Origin of the sequence: Stenotrophomonas sp. GbtcB23, assembly GCF_019091045.1 — a bacterium.
In the GTDB taxonomy this organism is placed as follows: domain Bacteria; phylum Pseudomonadota; class Gammaproteobacteria; order Xanthomonadales; family Xanthomonadaceae; genus Stenotrophomonas; species Stenotrophomonas rhizophila_A.
Genome location: NZ_JAGXKC010000011.1, coordinates 49,697 through 66,347, shown reverse-complemented (window position 1 = coordinate 66,347; position 16,651 = coordinate 49,697). Strand labels below are relative to the sequence as shown.

The 16,651-nt window shown below is 67.3% G+C and carries 11 protein-coding genes; 9 read left to right on the top strand and 2 right to left on the bottom strand.

The window, feature by feature from the left end; translation table 11 throughout:
* The first annotated feature begins 80 nt into the window (after window positions 1-80).
* From ligA to KVS69_RS06660, 7 genes are all read left to right on the top strand, one after another.
* Window positions 81-2,543, top strand: coding sequence for an NAD-dependent DNA ligase LigA (ligA, locus tag KVS69_RS06690; protein ID WP_217537556.1), 2,463 nt, complete (start codon window positions 81-83; stop codon window positions 2,541-2,543).
* Window positions 2,544-2,561: 18 nt separating this feature from the next.
* Entirely contained in the window at window positions 2,562-3,047 is a 486-nt protein-coding gene (locus tag KVS69_RS06685) for a GNAT family N-acetyltransferase (protein WP_217537555.1), read from the top strand.
* Window positions 3,044-3,988, top strand: coding sequence for an EF-P lysine aminoacylase EpmA (epmA, locus tag KVS69_RS06680; protein ID WP_217537554.1), 945 nt, complete (start codon window positions 3,044-3,046; stop codon window positions 3,986-3,988). Before KVS69_RS06685 ends, epmA begins: the two co-directional genes overlap by 4 nt.
* A 156-nt stretch (window positions 3,989-4,144) precedes the next feature.
* Window positions 4,145-4,846 carry a DUF3011 domain-containing protein gene (locus tag KVS69_RS06675; RefSeq protein ID WP_184127086.1) on the top strand — a complete coding sequence of 234 codons (702 nt, stop codon included), beginning with the start codon at window positions 4,145-4,147 and terminating at the stop codon, window positions 4,844-4,846.
* A 20-nt stretch (window positions 4,847-4,866) separates the two neighbouring features.
* Window positions 4,867-5,928 carry an S-methyl-5-thioribose-1-phosphate isomerase gene (mtnA, locus tag KVS69_RS06670; RefSeq protein ID WP_217537553.1) on the top strand — a complete coding sequence of 354 codons (1,062 nt, stop codon included), beginning with the start codon at window positions 4,867-4,869 and terminating at the stop codon, window positions 5,926-5,928.
* Between the two features lie 273 nt (window positions 5,929-6,201).
* Window positions 6,202-8,916, top strand: coding sequence for a DNA gyrase subunit A (gene gyrA, locus KVS69_RS06665; protein WP_217537552.1), 2,715 nt, complete (start codon window positions 6,202-6,204; stop codon window positions 8,914-8,916).
* 243 nt (window positions 8,917-9,159) lie between these two features.
* A complete protein-coding gene (locus KVS69_RS06660) occupies window positions 9,160-11,709 on the top strand; it encodes a membrane-bound PQQ-dependent dehydrogenase, glucose/quinate/shikimate family (RefSeq protein ID WP_217537551.1) in 2,550 nt (849 codons plus the stop codon).
* A 498-nt stretch (window positions 11,710-12,207) separates the two neighbouring features.
* On the opposite strand, the gene KVS69_RS06655 is transcribed toward KVS69_RS06660, so the two are convergent.
* Both KVS69_RS06655 and KVS69_RS06650 read right to left on the bottom strand, forming a co-directional pair.
* Complete coding sequence (locus KVS69_RS06655; protein ID WP_217537550.1) at window positions 12,208-12,597, bottom strand: DUF3037 domain-containing protein; 390 nt, start codon at window positions 12,595-12,597, stop codon at window positions 12,208-12,210.
* The gene (locus KVS69_RS06650) at window positions 12,575-13,351 is read right to left on the bottom strand and encodes a HipA family kinase (RefSeq protein ID WP_217537549.1); all 777 of its coding nucleotides are present in this window, start codon (window positions 13,349-13,351) and stop codon (window positions 12,575-12,577) included. The genes KVS69_RS06655 and KVS69_RS06650 overlap by 23 nt, the downstream gene beginning before the upstream one ends.
* Before the next feature lie 76 nt (window positions 13,352-13,427).
* On the opposite strand from KVS69_RS06650, the gene KVS69_RS06645 reads away from it, so the two are divergent.
* Window positions 13,428-13,745 (top strand): DUF5076 domain-containing protein, encoded by a 318-nt coding sequence (locus tag KVS69_RS06645; protein ID WP_083214175.1) that lies wholly within the window; start codon window positions 13,428-13,430, stop codon window positions 13,743-13,745.
* Window positions 13,746-14,145: 400 nt separating this feature from the next.
* The gene (locus KVS69_RS06640) at window positions 14,146-16,602 is read left to right on the top strand and encodes a prolyl oligopeptidase family serine peptidase (RefSeq protein WP_217537548.1); all 2,457 of its coding nucleotides are present in this window, start codon (window positions 14,146-14,148) and stop codon (window positions 16,600-16,602) included.
* Window positions 16,603-16,651 lie beyond the last annotated feature (49 nt).

Genomic DNA, 16,651 nt, shown 5'->3' with positions numbered 1-16,651 from the left:
GGAATCCGACGCGGACCGCGCGGGTGGTCGTTGTTTACGGCAGCGCCTAGAATTCACAGCCCTACCAGGATGCCTGTCGCATGAGTCCCAGTCCCGCCCAACGTGCCGAGATCCTGCGCCGCCAGATCGACGAGGCCGGCAAGGCTTACTACGACCGCGATGAGCAGCTGATTCCCGACGCCGAGTACGACCGCCTGGTGCGCGAACTCGAAGCGCTGGAACAGGCCCACCCGGAGCTGGTCAATGCCGATTCGCCCACGCAGCGGGTCGGTGGCAAGGCGGCCTCGCGCTTTGCCGAGGTGCGCCATGCAGTGCCGATGCTGTCGCTGGGCAACGCCTTCAGCGATGAGGAAGTGCAGGATTTCGTGCGCCGCATCAGTGAGCGCCTGCGCCGCGATACCGTGCGCTTCTCGGCCGAACCCAAGCTCGATGGCCTGGCCATCAGCCTGCGCTACGAAGACGGCCGCATCGTGCAGGGCGCCACCCGCGGCGACGGCACCACGGGCGAGGACGTCAGCGCCAACCTGCGCCAGATCAAGGTGATCCCGCACACGCTGCAGGGCAGTGGCTGGCCGCAGGTGCTGGAAGTGCGCGGCGAGGTGTACATGGCCCGCGCCGATTTCGAGGCCTACAACGCCGATGCGCGCCTGCACGAAGGCAAGGTGCTGGCCAACCCGCGCAACGCCGCCGCCGGCTCGCTGCGCCAGCTCGATCCGAAGATGAGCGCGCGGCGCAAGCTGAGCTTCTATGCCTACGGCATCGGCGAAGTGCGGGGCGGTGAACTGCCGCCGACCCATTCGGCCACGCTGGCCCAGCTCAAGGAGTGGGGTTTCCCGGTCAGCGAGCTGTGCCAGGTAGTGGAGGGCGGCGAGGGCCTGCTGGCCTATTACCGTGACATCGGCGAACGCCGCGACGGCCTGGCCTTCGATATCGACGGCGTGGTCTACAAGCTCGACGACCGTGCCGGGCAGGAACAGATGGGCTTTGTGTCGCGCGCTCCGCGCTGGGCCATCGCGCACAAGTTCCCGGCGCAGGAGCAGACCACCACGGTGGAGGCGATCGAAATCCAGATCGGCCGTACCGGCGCGGCCACCCCGGTGGCGCGCCTGCACCCGGTTGCCGTGGCCGGGGTGATCGTCTCCAACGCCACCCTGCACAACGCCGACCAGATCGAGCGGCTGGACGTGCGCGTGGGCGATACGGTGATCGTACGCCGCGCCGGCGATGTGATTCCCGAAGTGGTCAGCGTCATCGCCGACCGCCGCCCGGCGGGTACCTCGCCGTGGCGCATGCCGACCCAGTGCCCGGTATGCGGCTCGGAGATCGTGCGCGAGGAGGGCGCGGCCGCCTGGCGCTGCTCGGGCGAGCTGAGCTGCCCGGCGCAGCGCAAGGAAGCCATCGCGCACTTCGCCTCGCGCCGCGCGATGGATATCGACGGGCTGGGTGGCAAGTACGTTGAAACCCTGGTCGATGCCGGCATCGTGCGGGGCGTGGCCGACCTGTACCGGATCACCCGCGACCAGCTGCTGCAGCTGAAGCTGGTGCTGGATGCCGAATCGCCGCAGGCATTGGCCAACCAGATCGGCCTGCACCTGCCGCCCGAAGGCAGTGGCCAGTACCTGCGCGAGGTGTTGGCGCTGGATGCCACCGACGACAGCTGGCGCGCCCGTGCCCTTGCCCTGGAAGCGACCTTCAGCTGGAACACGAAGAAGATCGCCACCAGGTGGGCCGACAACCTGATCGCCGCGATCGACGCCAGCCGCACCACCACGCTGGAACGGCTGCTGTTCGCGCTGGGTATCGAACACGTGGGCGAAAGCACGGCCAAGGCGCTGGCCACCTGGTTCGGTGACCTGGAACTGATCCGCCACCTGCCGTGGCCGCTGTTCAAGCGCGTGCCGGACATCGGCGGTGAAGTGGCGCGCTCGCTGGGCCACTTCTTCGAGCAGCCGGGCAACCAGGAGGCCATCGACGCGTTGCTGCAGGTCGGGCAGGTGCGCATCAGCGACGCCCATCCGCCCAGCGCCAAGCTGCGCGACGGGCTGGACTTCGCGCAGCTGCTGGTCGAGGCTGAAATCCCCGGGATCACCCGCCTGCGCGCGGAGAAACTGGCCGCCATGCTGCCCGATGCCGCCAGCGTGCTGGATGCCGAACCGGTGCAGCTGGTCGCCGCGGGCCTGCCCAATGAAGTGGCGCTGGGCGTGGCCGACTGGCTCGACCACGATGGGCATGGGCCGATGCTGCTCAAGGCCGATGAATACCGGCGCACCCTGCTGGAGCGCGCCCCTGAGGCCACCAGCCAAAGCGAAGGACCGCTTGAAGGCCAGACCGTGGTGTTGACCGGCACGCTCGCCCAGATGACCCGCGACGAAGCCAAGGAGCGCCTGGAAGCGCTGGGCGCCAAAGTCGCCGGCAGCGTCTCGAAAAAGACCTCGTTCGTCGTCGCCGGCACCGAGGCAGGCTCCAAACTCACCAAGGCCACCGAACTGGGCATCGATGTCTGGGACGAAGACCGCCTGGTCGCGTTCCTGGCGGCCCACTGAAAACGGATTGAATCCTCCATGCAGACGTCCCCCCTCGACTTCCGCCTCGCCACCGTCGCCGACACCGAACTGGTGGTCGGCTTGATGCGCGAGTTCTATGCCGAAGACCAGCTGGACTTCGACGAAGCGCGCGTGCGCCGCGCCCTGGCCGCACTGCTGGAAGACCCGCGCAACGGCGAAGTGCTGCTGTGGCTGTCCGAAACCGGTGAGGTCGTTGGCCACGCCGCGCTGGCCATGGGCTTCAGCCTGGAGCAGGGCGGTGATTTCGCGCTGCTCGACGAGCTGTACCTGAGTCATGCCGCATGCGGCCGTGGCCGCGGCAAGCAGGCGCTGGCCATCCTGGAACAGCGCGCCAACGCGCGCGGGGTGGAGCGCATGCGGCTGGAGGTGAACCACCACAACGAGCTGGCGCGCCGGCTGTACCTGGCCACCGGCTATGTTGATGACACCCGCAGCCTGCTCACCCTGCAGCTGGCCAGCCGCCTGCGGGACGCACGCGCGTGATTGCCGCGCTGCGCCAGCGTGCGGCGTTGAACGCGCTGATCCGCGCCTTCTTTGCCGAACGCGACGTGCTGGAAGTGGAAACGCCGATCCTCTCGGCGGCCGGCAATACCGAACCCAACATCGACAGTTTCCACACGCGTTTCAGTGGCCACGTCGATGCAGGCAGCGCCCAGCGGTGGCTGCGCACCTCGCCGGAGTACCCGCTCAAGCGGCTGCTCGCCGCGGGCGTGGGCGACTGCTACGAGCTGGGCCGGGTATTCCGCAACGGCGAAGCGGGGGGGCGCCACAATCCCGAGTTCACCATGCTCGAGTGGTACAGGGTGGGCTGGGATCATCACCGCTTGATCGATGAAACCGTGGCGCTGGTGCGCGCGGCACTGGCGCTGGTCGGACGCGACGCGACACTGCAGGTGCTCGACTATCGCAGTCTGTACCAGGCGCACGTGGGGCTGGATCCGTTCGAGGCCAGCCTTGAGCAGCTGCAGGCACCGCTGGCCGAGGTTCGCATCGATGCCGACGGGCTGACCCGCGACGACTGGCTGGACCTGCTGATGACCCACTGCATCCAGCCGCATTTCGGTGATGACCAGATGACGGTGGTGCATGACTGGCCGGCCAGCCAGGCCGCATTGGCGCGGGTGCGTCCGGGTACGCCGCCGCTGGCCGAACGTTTCGAGCTGTACCTGGGCGCGGTCGAGCTGGCCAACGGCTACCACGAGCTCAACGACGCCGACGAACAACGCGCCCGCTTCGTGCGCGACCACGCGGTGCGGCAGGCGCGCGGCAGCGTGCTGCCGCCGCTGGACGAGCGCCTGCTTGATGCATTGCCCGCGCTGCCGGATTGCGCAGGCGTGGCGGTAGGCGTGGACCGCCTGTTGATGGCGATGAACCGTACCGGCCGGATTGCCGATGTGCTGGCATTCGATTTCGCCCACGCCTGAACGTAGTGAAGTCTCCATGAAAGTGTCTTGCGCGGGTTGCGTGATGATGCTCTGATCACACCCGATGTCGGATGGTGGCGACGTAATCGTTCAGTGGCGGCGTGTATGGAGTTGATGAAACGGGTGGAAGCTGCTGCACCAACGCCGTCCGCCCCGATGTGGCGCCTGCCGGCGTTGGGGCTGGTGCTGTTCGCCTCCTGCCTGCCGCTGTCGGCGTGGGCCGAAACCGGCTATGCCGGGCAGGTGGTGCGCTGCCAGTCGCGCGACATGGAATGGGTGCATTGCGACATGCCGGTCGCCAACGGCGTCGACCTGGTCCGCCAACTGTCCGACAACAGCTGCGTGCGCGGCTCGGAATGGGGCACCGATCGCACCGGGGTGTGGGTCACGCTCGGCTGTCGGGCCGAATTCCGCAGCCGTGGCGCTCCCGGTGCCAGCAGCGGTGGTGAACGCAAGGTGCGCCGGGTGCTGCGCTGCGAATCCAATGGCCGCCCGCAGAGCTGCCCGGTGATCCTGCAGGGCGCGCCGGTGCGGCTGCTGCGCCAGTTGTCGGCGATGCCGTGTCGGGAAGGGCACAGCTGGGGCGTCAAGCGCAACGAGGTGTGGGTTACCCGTGGCTGCCAGGGCGACTTCGAGGTGGGCGCGGCCGACGGCAGTGGTTTCCTCGATGTACCGCGCCCGCTGGTCTGCGAATCCAAGTCGCGCCAGCGCCGGTTCTGCGGGGCCGGCATCAGCAAGAGCGCCACGCTGGTCAAGCAGCTGTCCGGCAGCCCCTGCGAGGAAGGCCGCGACTGGGGCTGGGATGCCCGCGGGGTATGGGTGGACAACGGGTGCCGCGCCGAATTCCATGTGAATTGAGCGCCCGTTACAATGACGGGATGAACGCATCCCCCGACATCGATTACGCCCGCTACGACCACATCCGTCCGATCCTGTGGACCGGTGATTCCCTGCAGCTGCTCGACCAGCGCAAGCTGCCGTTCGTGGTCGAACACGTGGAATGCCATGACAGCGACGCGGTGGCCGAGGCCATCCATGCCTTGACCGTGCGCGGCGCGCCGGCCATCGGCATCGCCGCGGCCTGGGGCGTGGTCCTGGCTGCGCAGCAGGTGCAGGCCGATGATGGGGCGCAGGCGCTGGCCAAGCTGGAACCGGCGCTGCAACGCCTGAACGCGTCACGCCCGACCGCGGTGAACCTGGCCTGGGCGCTGGCCCGGATGCGCCGTGCGCTGGCCCCGAGCGGTGCCGACTGGGCGCAGGTGCTGACCGACGAGGCCCAGGCCATCGCCGACGAAGACCTGGCCGCCAACCGCCACATGGGCGCGCTCGGCGCCGGCCTGATCGACGCGGGCAGCGGCGTGCTCACCCACTGCAACACCGGCTCGCTGGCGACTGCCGGCTTCGGGACCGCGCTGGGGGTGATCCGCGCGGGCATGGCCCAGCATCGCATCGCCAAGGTGTTTGCCGGCGAAACCCGGCCGTGGCTGCAGGGCGCGCGCCTGACCGTGTGGGAGCTGCAGCAGGACGGCATCGACGCCACGCTGATCGCCGATTCGGCCGCTTCGCACCTGATGAAGACCGGGGCGGTGCATTGGGTGATCGTCGGCGCCGACCGCATCTGTGCCAACGGCGACACCGCCAACAAGATCGGCACCTACCAGCTGGCCATCGCCGCCCGCCACCACGGGGTGAAGTTCATGGTGGTGGCACCGTCGTCCACGGTGGACATGGACACCGCCGACGGTGCGCAGATCGAGATCGAGCAGCGCGACCCGGGCGAGCTGTATGGCGTGGGCGGTACCCGCACCGTGGCCGAGGGCATTGCCGCCTGGAATCCGGTATTCGATGTGACCCCGGGCGAGCTGATCGACGCCATCGTGACCGAGAAGGGCGTGATCCTGAATCCCACCGTGGCCAACATGCAGGCTGCGTTCGGTTGACCGTAGGCCGGCCAACGGCCAACGGCCGGCGGTTGCGGTAGCGCCGACCGTTGGTCGGCCCCAGGCGGTGCCGATTGGCCCTCACATCGGCGGTCTTGCGCAATTGTCCCGAAGCCGCACCTAAGTCCCTGATTCCTGCAGGTAAAAACACCGTAAACGGCGGCGGAAAGGGCCCCGTTGTGGTAGACTCCGTCAGTTAATCGAGATTCCGACGCCGCCGCCCCGCAAGGGCCGGCGCGACGGACTGGACCGCTACCAGACAACGGAACCCGAATGGCAGAAAACGCCAAGGAAATCATCCAGGTCAACCTGGAAGACGAGATGCGCAAGAGCTACCTCGATTACGCCATGAGCGTGATCGTGGGGCGCGCCCTCCCGGATGCGCGCGATGGCCTCAAGCCGGTGCATCGCCGCGTGCTGTACGCGATGAACGAGCTGAACGCGCACAGCAACAAGCCTTACTACAAGTCGGCGCGTATCGTCGGTGACGTCATCGGCAAGTACCACCCGCATGGCGACCAGTCGGTGTACGACACCCTGGTGCGCATGGCGCAGCCGTTCTCGCTGCGCTACATGCTGGTCGATGGCCAGGGTAACTTCGGCTCGGTCGACGGCGACTCCGCCGCGGCGATGCGTTACACCGAAGCGCGCATGTCGCGGCTCACCCATGAGCTGATGGCGGACATCGACAAGGAAACCGTCGATTTCCAGCCCAACTACGACGAAAAGGAACTGGAGCCGACGGTCATGCCGACCCGGTTCCCGAACCTGCTGGTCAACGGTTCGGCCGGTATCGCGGTGGGCATGGCGACCAACATCCCGCCGCACAACCTGACCGAGGCGATCAACGCCTGCATCGCGCTGATCGAGAACCCCGAGATCGACGTTGACGGCCTGATGGAGTACATCCCGGGCCCGGATTTCCCCACCGCCGGCATCATCAACGGTACCGCCGGCATCGTCGCCGGCTACCGCACCGGTCGTGGCCGGGTGCGCATCCGCGCCAAGGCCGATATCGAAGTGGCCGACAACGGCCGCGAATCGATCATCGTCACCGAGATCCCGTACCAGGTGAACAAGGCCCGGTTGATCGAAAAGATCGCCGAGCTGGTCAAGGAAAAGAAGCTCGAAGGCATCAGCGAGCTGCGCGATGAGTCCGACAAGGACGGCATGCGCATCTACATCGAAATCAAGCGCGGCGAGTCGGCGGAAGTTGTGTTGAACAACCTCTACCAGCAGACCCAGATGGAATCGGTGTTCGGCATCAACATGGTGGCGCTGGTCGATGGCCGCCCGCAGTTGATGAACCTCAAGCAGATGCTCGAGGCCTTCGTGCGCCACCGCCGCGAAGTGGTCACCCGCCGCACCGTGTTCGAGCTGCGCAAGGCGCGCGCCCGTGCCCACGTGCTGGAAGGCCTGACCGTTGCGCTGGCCAACATCGACGAGATGATCGAACTGATCAAGACCTCGCCCAATCCCAATGAAGCCCGCGAGCGCATGCTCGCGCGCCTGTGGGAACCGGGCCTGGTCGGTTCGATGCTGGGGGCGGCCGGTGCGGAAACCTCGCGTCCGGAAGACCTGCCCAAGGGCGTGGGCCTGATCGAGGGCGGCTACCAGCTGACCGAGATCCAGGCCACCCAGATCCTGGAAATGCGCCTGCACCGCCTGACCGGGCTGGAGCAGGACCGCCTGACCGAAGAGTACAAGCTGCTGCTGGAAACCATCGCCGGGTTGATCCACATCCTGGAAGATCCGGACCGCCTGCTGCAGGTCATCCGCGAAGAGCTGGTCAACGTGCGCACCGAGTTCGGCGACGAACGCCGCACCGAGATCCGCCACAGCGAAGAAGACCTGGACATCCTGGACCTGATCGCGCCGGAAGACGTGGTGGTCACCGTGTCGCACGCCGGCTACGTCAAGCGCCAGCCGGTCAGTGCCTACCGTGCCCAGCGTCGCGGCGGCCGTGGTCGCAGCGCGGCGTCGACCAAGGAAGAGGATTTCATCGAACAGCTGTGGCTGGTCAACACCCATGACACCCTGCTGACCTTCACCAGCTCGGGCAAGGTGTTCTGGCTGCCGGTACACCAGCTGCCCGAAGCCGGTTCGAATGCGCGCGGGCGCCCGATCATCAACTGGATTCCGCTGGAATCCGGTGAGCGGGTGCAGGCCGTGCTGCCGGTACGCGAGTACGCCGAAGGCCAGTTCGTGTTCTTCGCCACCCGCAACGGCACCGTCAAGAAGACCCCGCTCAGCGAGTTCGCGTTCCGCCTGGCGCGCGGCAAGATCGCGATCAACCTCGACGAGGGTGACGCGCTGGTCGGCGTCGGCCTGACCGATGGCGACCGCGACATCCTGCTGTTCGCCTCCAACGGCAAGACCGTGCGCTTCGGCGAGGACCGGGTCCGCTCGATGGGCCGTACCGCCACCGGCGTGCGCGGCATCAAGATGGCCAAGGGCGAGGAAGTGGTCAGCCTGATCGTGGCCGAACGTGCCGGCGGCAGCGAGGACGAGAGCGAAGACGACGTGCAGGTGGAAGAGACCACGGTCGAGAACGGCGATGCCGTGATCGAAGGTGGCGACGACGACGGCATGCTGTACATCCTGACCGCCACCGAGAACGGCTACGGCAAGCGCACCCCGCTGCCGGATTACCCGCGCAAGGGTCGTGGCACCCAGGGCGTGATCGGCATCCAGACCACCGAGCGCAACGGCAAGCTGGTCAGCGCGGTGCTGATGGGCTCGCGCGACGAAGTCCTGCTGATCTCCGACGGTGGCACCCTGGTGCGTACCCGCGGCTCGGAAATCTCGCGCGTGGGCCGCAACACCCAGGGCGTGACCCTGATCCGCCTGTCCAAGGACGAGAAGCTGCAGGCGGTGGAGCGGATGGATGCGTCCATCGACGATGTCGAGGACGAGGTGGAGAATGCGGCAACGCCGGTCGACGCCGCGCCGGCACCGGTCGCAGGCGACGAAAACCCGCAGGGTTGATCCACCCGCAACGCACTACGGAGAACGCCGGCCAACGCCGGCGTTCTTCGTTTCCGGCATCTGGAGCCCGCCGGCGTGCTCAATGTCCGGTAGCGCCGGCCGTTGGCCGGCCCAGGCCGCCCATCCGGAAGCCCGAAGAAAATCCCACCCCATTCACACCCGAACAGGCATAAGCTTCAAAAAAACCGGCCAGCAGGGGAGGCCGGCAGCATCCAGGGTTCCGCCGTACCGGGGAGAACACCGATGTCCGCTGTGCCGACCTCAGAGCCGCCCGTGGTGCTGCCGCCGCGCCACCCCCTCATAACCGTGCTCGCGCTGGTCCTGCTGCTCCTCGGACTTGTACTGGGCGGCCTGGGCGCTTGGCTCGCGCAACTGGGCGGGTCCTGGTACTACGTCCTGGCCGGGGCAGGACTGCTTGCCGCAGGCGTGCTGCTGTGGGGTAATCGCCGCGCCGGCGCATGGGCCTACCTCCTGGTGTTCGTCGGTACGCTGCTGTGGACGTGGTGGGAATCGGGCAGTGACTACTGGCGTTGGGTGCCGCGCATGGGCGTGATCACCGCGCTGGGCTTCCTGCTCGCGCTGCTGCTGCCGACCCTGCGCACGCCGGTGCCGCGGCGCATCTCCCGCACCCTGGCCGGGGCGCTGGGCCTGGTGTTCGCGGTGGCATTCACCCTGGCCTTCGTCCCGCACGGCGCGGTGGCCGGTGCGCAGGCATTCCCGGTCGATGCCGCCGGTACCGGACTTGCCCCGACCCGCGAGGCCAGCCCGCAACCGGCCGACCAGCCCGCCCCGGGCGACTGGACCGCCTGGGGCCGCAGCAACGCGGGCACGCGCTATTCACCGCTGCAGCAGATCACGCCGACCAACGTCGGCGACCTTGAGCTGGCCTGGCAGTTCCGCACCGGCGACCTGCCGAAGAAGCGCTGGGGCGCCGAGACCACCCCACTCAAGGTGGGCGACAGCCTGTACCTGTGCACCGCGCGCAACCAGCTCATCGCGCTGGACGCGGCCACCGGCAAGGAGCGCTGGCGCTTCAATCCCAAGGTGAAAGACGCATCCATTCCCTACACGGCCGCATGTCGCGGGGTGGCCTACTACGAAGTGCCGGGCGTGCCGCAGGTGGATCCGGTGCTGGCCGACGTCGCCGCCGACCTGGCGCTGCCCGAACCCCCGCCCAGCATGGGCAACCGGCCGCTCGCCGCGGGTAACCGCGCGCTGTGCGCGGCGCGCATCATCGAAGGCACGCTGGATGGGCGCCTGATCGCCGTCGACGCCGCCACCGGCCGGCCGTGTCCGGGCTTCGGCAACAACGGCCAGGTCGACATCACCCTGGGCATGGGCGAGGTGCCTCCGGGCTATGTGTCCATTACCTCGCCGCCGGCGATCGTGCGCGGGGTGATCGTCACCGGCCACCAGGTGCTGGACGGACAGCGCCGCGATGCCCCGTCCGGGGTCATCCAGGCCTACGACGCACAGACCGGCAAGCTGCGCTGGGCATGGGACATGGATGCACCCGACCGCAGCGGGCTGCCACCTCAGGGCCAGACGTATACGCGCGGCACCCCCAACATGTGGACCACCGCGACCGGCGATGAGCAGCTGGGCCTGGTGTACCTGCCGATGGGCAATTCGGCGGGTGACTACTGGAGCGGTTCGCGCACTGAGAACCAGAACCGCTATGCCACCTCGCTGGTGGCGCTGGACGTGGCCACCGGCAAACCGGTGTGGAACTTCCAGGCCGTGCGCAAGGATGTCTGGGATTACGACCTCGGCTCACAGGCCACGCTGATCGATTACCCGACCGCCGCCGGCAAGGTGCCGGCGATCCTGCTTCCGACCAAACAGGGCGACCTGTACGTGCTGGACCGGCGCACCGGTGAACTGCTGACGCCGGCGGAAGAGCGCGCGGTGCCCGGCGGCGGAGTTGAGCCCGAACAACGCGCGCCGACCCAGCGGTTTTCGCTGTACCACACGCTGCGCAAGCCCGACCTGACCGAGCGCGACATGTGGGGCATCACGCCGATTGACCAGCTGGTCTGCCGCATCCAGTTCCGCAAGGCCAGTTACCAGGGCTTCTACACGCCGCCCACTGCAGACCGTCATTCCATCGAATACCCGGGTTACAACGGCGGTTCGGACTGGGGCAGCGTCGCGGTGGATCCGCGCCACGGCGTGATCGTGGCCAACTACAACGACATGCCCAACTACAACCGGCTGGTGCCGCGCGCCGAAGCGGACCGCAAGGGCTGGGTGCCACGCGAGCAGGTGCGTGCCGACCGCGGCGGCGCCGAAGGGGCAGGGGACCCGCAGACCGGCACCCCGTATGCCATCGACGTCAACGCCGGCTGGCGCCTGCCGTTCACCAGACTGCTGTGCAAGCAGCCGCCGTATGGGGGTATCCGTGCCATCGACCTGCGCACGGGCCAGCTGCTCTGGGACCGTCCGTTCGGCAGCGCGCGCGGCAACGGCCCGTTCGGCATCCGCTCCGGCCTGCCGATCGAGATCGGCACCCCGAACAACGGCGGCGCGGCGCTCACTGCTAGCGGCCTGATCTTCATCGCCGCCGCCACCGACGACCTGCTGCGCGCCATCGACCTGAAGACCGGCAAGGAACTGTGGCACGCCAAGCTCCCTGCCGGTGGCCAGGCCAACCCCATGGTCTACGAATACGACGGCCGCCAGTACGTCGTGATCATGGCCGGCGGCCACCATTTCATGGAAACCCCGGCCGGCGATTACGTGATGGCATATGCGTTGCCGAAGGCGAGCAAGAACGGTCAGAGCCAGCGGTAGAGCCGACTGTTAGTCCACTGGCTGGCGCAGTTGCGGACCCACACCATGGGCTACTGCGTGTAGCGCTTCAAGGCGCGCAGCAGCTACCTGATGAATCGATGTCGGAAGCGTAGCGGCGCCGTCTGGCAGCCGGGCTACTACGACCATGCGATCCGGAGCGACGAATCACTGCGCGAACAGGCGATGTACATTCTTGCCAATCCAGTGCGTGCAAAGCTTGCGGAACGGATAGGCGACTATCCACACGCATGGTGCAGATGGGCGCTGTAGAGGGAAGGAACAAAGCAGACGGTAGAGCCGACGGTAGAGCCGACTGTTAGTCGGCTGCTCTTCGCGAAACAAAAAAACACCCGACCAGCAAATCAACCCCCAAAAGCAAAAGCAGCCGACTAACAGTCGGCTCTACCGCAGGGGCAAAAGCAGCCGACTAACAGTCGGCTCTACCGCAGGGGCAAAAGCAGCCGACTGACAGTCGGCTCCCAACCCATGATGCAACCATCACACCACCCGCACCATCCTGCGCATCAGATGCTCCACCACGCCCTGCGGATCCGCTGTCCGCCCTACGTGCGTGCTCGACATCTGCACCACCGAACTGCGCTTGGCAGTGAGGAAGTGGAACCGCGCGCGCGCTGGAAGCTGCGCGATCGGGCCCGCAGCAGCATCACCCCGACAGATCGCCACGATCGCATCCAGCCATGGCTGCAACGCCTCCACATCCAGCGACGGCGCGAACGCCTGCATCCGCACCGGGTCAATCTCAATCGCCGCCTGAAGATGCTTCGCCCCCGGGCAGGATACGATCACCCCGACGTTGATGAACTCTTCGCGTTCCACCCGCGGTACCACGCGGATCACCGCATAGTCATACGTGTGCAGCGTGGGCACGGACGGCCTCCTCTACAAAAGCGGCACGAGCCTGCAGACGGCACTTCAGATAATCGATGTACGCCTGGCGGTAGGCCGCCGGGCTTTCAAAGGCCGGCTCGTCCACCAGCCAGCTGTCCGGCACCAGCGCGACGATGCGTTCAATCTCCGCATACGGCAGCCGCGCCGCCAGCTCACCATCCACCTCGGCGATGTTCGTGGCGAACGACAGCAGCACATGGTCGCGGATCAGCAGGAACGGCTTTACGCAGGCATCGCCCGCCGTGGCCCAATCGTGATGGAAGTACATCGCTGCACCGTGGTCGATCAGGTACAGCTTGCGGTGCCACACCATCAGGTTCGGGTTGCGTGCGGTGCGGTCGACATTGCTGGTGAAGGCGTCGAACCACACGATGCGCGAGGCGAGGTCGGCATCCACCGGCATCGCCGCCACGTCGTAGTTGATCGCGCCGGGCAGGTAATCGCTGCCCAGGCTGAGGCCTTCGCTGGCGCGGATCAGGTCCTGGATCTCCGGGTCGGGCTCGGTGCGCGCGAACTCGCGGTCAAGCTCGACGAACACGATTTCCGGAATCGGCAGGCCCAGCGTGCGTGCCAGCTCGCCGGCGATCAGCTCGGCAATCAGTGCCTTGGGACCCTGGCCGGCGCCCCGGAACTTCAGCACGACCATGCCGTCGTCGTCGGTCTCGACCACGGCCGGCAGGGAGCCGCCCTCGCGGAGCGGTGTGATGTAACGGAGCGCGTGGACGGTACGCAAGGGACATCCATTGACGGAGTGAGCAGCGCCATCTTACCGTGGCGCCGCCCCCTCCCGCATGCAAGGACGACACCTGATGTACACCGACGAACTGCGCATCCCTGACGGCGTCCTGAGCGACCCAGAGGCCTTCGAGATCATGCGCCTGTGGGCCGCCCACGAAGAGCTCCACGTGACCCTCAATTCCGATCTCAGTGGCGGCGCCGCCGATTTCGGCGAGTTGCTCTCGGACCTGTTCGAGCATGCCGCGCGGATGTTCGCCGAACGCGATGGGCAATCCGTCGAGCACTGCCGCGAGGTGATGCTGCGCGACTTCATGGAGCGCATCGGCGCACCCAAGGACAGCATCGAAGGCGCAATCATCGACCGCGGCGAGCGCACGCCAGCCCATTGATCCAGGGACCCGGCACACGGCAGCCCCCAAGGGCGACGCCCCCGTAGACCCGGGCCGTGCCCAGCCCCGCAACCCAGCCAGGAGTGCCGTCATGCACGACAACCAAGGCCTGGCGCGCACCAATTCCTGCCGTCGCCACCTCCCGCATCTTGTTCAGTTCGCACAGCAACCGGAACTTCGCCATCGAGCTGCCGCCCCGGTTGCTCGGCCGAATGGCAGCGTTGGGCATTTCACTTGTACACGACGTTTACCAGGGCGCCTGATTGACGGCATCCGAAGTGCAAGGCCGGCAATGCACCCAGTGCTTTCGGCCCATTCCGGCGCGATGACCCGGTGCTAGATTTGTGGGCATGCCGGCGACATGTGCGCCGCCGGGACCCACACCTTCAAGGGGATCTGGATGCTCATCCGTCGTACCTGCCTTGCCACCGCCGTCGCCGTGGCCGCGCTCAGCCTTGCCGCACCGGCCTTCGCCGATTACGCCAAACCGCCGGAGCAGCTGCTCAAGGTGCTCAAGGCGCCGCCACCGCCGCAGCCCAGCCTGGACCCGAGCGGGCAGCGGCTGCTGCTGACCACGCTGCAGACCTATCCGTCGATCGAGCGCGTTGCCCAGCCGTATCTCAAGCTGGCCGGCGTGCGGCTGGAACCGAAGAACCGCAGCCGCCACGATACCCAGGGCGGCTACGGCATTCCGGCGTGTGTCGCCGATTTCTCGCTGGTGGATGTCGGCACCGCCCGCACCACCAAGGTCGCGTTGCCGCAGGGCTGTGCCGGGGTGGCGCAGTGGTCGGCCGATGGCAGCCACTTCGCGTTCCAGAACGCAGTAGACACCTCGGTGCAGCTGTGGGTCGGTGATGCGCGCACCGGCCAGGTCAAACAGATCCCGGGCGTCCAGCTCAATCCCATCTTCGGTTACACCGTGCAGTGGCTGGGCGGTGGCCAGCAGCTGCTGGTCAAGACCGTGCCGGCCAAGCAGGGCCCGGCCCCGAGCAGCGGCAACGGCCCCGGTGGCCCCGACGTACAGGAATCGCTGGGCAGCAGTGGCGAGAGCAGCACCTACGAAGCCCGCGACACCCTGACCAGCGCGCATGACGAAGCCCTGTTCGCCTACTACGGTACCTCGCAGCTGGCCGTGGTGGACGCCAGCGCCGGCAGCGTGCGCGCGATAGGCGCGCCGGCGCTGTACAACGAGGTCAATGCCGCCCCCGATGGCGTGCATGTGCTCACCGAAACCCTCAAGGCCCCGTTCTCGCACGCGGTGACCTACCAGCGTTTCGCCAATGACGTTGCGGTGCTCGACCTGGGCACGGGCCGCAACACGCCCATCGCCAGCCTGCCGCTGGCCGACCGCGTGCCGGTGCACGGCGTGCCCGAAGGCCCGCGCGATTTCGACTGGCGCTCCACCGATCCGGCCACGCTGGTCTATGCCGAAGCGCTGGACAAGGGCGACTGGAAAGTAACCGTGCCGCACCGCGACCGCGTGCTGGCGCTGAAGGCACCGTTCTCCGCCAAACCGCAGGAAATCGCGCGGACCGCGCAGCGCTTCGAAGGCATTGCCTGGAGCGCGGACCCGGCGGTGTCGTTCCTGTTCGAAAATGATGAGAACCGTCATTGGCGGCAGACCCGCATCGTCGATGTCGACCAGCCCGGGCAGGAAGGCCGGCTGTTCTGGGACCTGTCCAGCGACGAGCTCTACGCCGACCCGGGCAACCTGGTGTTCAAGCGCCTGCCCAACGGCGCGCCGGTGGTGCGCCAGGACGGCAGCTTCGTGTTCCTGCGCGGGCAGGGCAGTTCGCCGCAGGGCGACCGTCCGTTCCTGGACCGGTTGGACCTGGGTACGCTCAAGACCGAGCGCCTGTTCCGCAGTGGCGCCGACGCCTATGAGCAGGTGTTGGGGCTGACCGCCACCCCGGGCCGCTACCTGACCTGGCACCAGTCCGTGATGGACCCGCCGAATGCGTTCGTGCGCCAGCAGGGCGAACGCGCTGCCAGCGCTGAAGACGGCGAGGCGCAGTACACCTCCACCGCCACCGCGCTGACCACGCTCAGCGACCCGACCCCGGAAGTGCGCCAGATCAAGAAGCGCCTGGTCACCTACAAGCGCGCCGACGGGGTGGACCTGTCGTTCACCCTGTACACCCCGCCGGGCTACCAGGAAGGCGAGCGCGTTCCGGCCATCCTTTACGCATACCCGGCCGACTTCGCCAATGCGGCGCAGGCCGGGCAGGTCTCCGGTTCGCAGCAGACCTTCACGCGCCTGGCGCCGTACCGGCTGATGCTGCTGGCCGGCTACGCGATCATCGACAACGCCGCGTTCCCGATCGTCGGTGATCCGAAGAATGCCTACGACACCTACCTGGAGCAGCTCGAAGCCGATGCCAAGGCCGCGGTCGACAAGGCAGTGGACCTGGGCGTGGTGGACCGCAACCGGATCGGCGTCACCGGGCACAGCCATGGTGGGCTGATGACCGCCAACCTGATCGCGCACACCGACCTGTTCAAGGCCGGCGTGGCCACCAGCGGGTCGTACAACAAGACCTTCACCCCGTTCGGTTTCCAGAACGAACGGCGTTCGGTGTGGCAGGCGCAGGACGTGTACCTGAAGGCCTCGCCGTTCTTCTATGCCGACAAGATCAAGCTGCCGCTGCTGCTTGTCCACGGCGAGGACGACGCCAACCCGGGTACCGAACCGTTCCAGTCGCGCAAGCTGTACCAGGCGATCCGCGGCAACGGCGGCATCACCCGGCTGGTGATGCTGCCCAATGAACCGCACTGGTACACGGCGCTGGAGTCCAACGAGCAGCTGGTCTCGGAAATGCTCAACTGGTTCGACACCTACGTCAAAAACGCCAAGTAGCGCCACGCCCTGCGTGCTGCCCGTCGATCTGGACGAGCGCGGGTGGCAC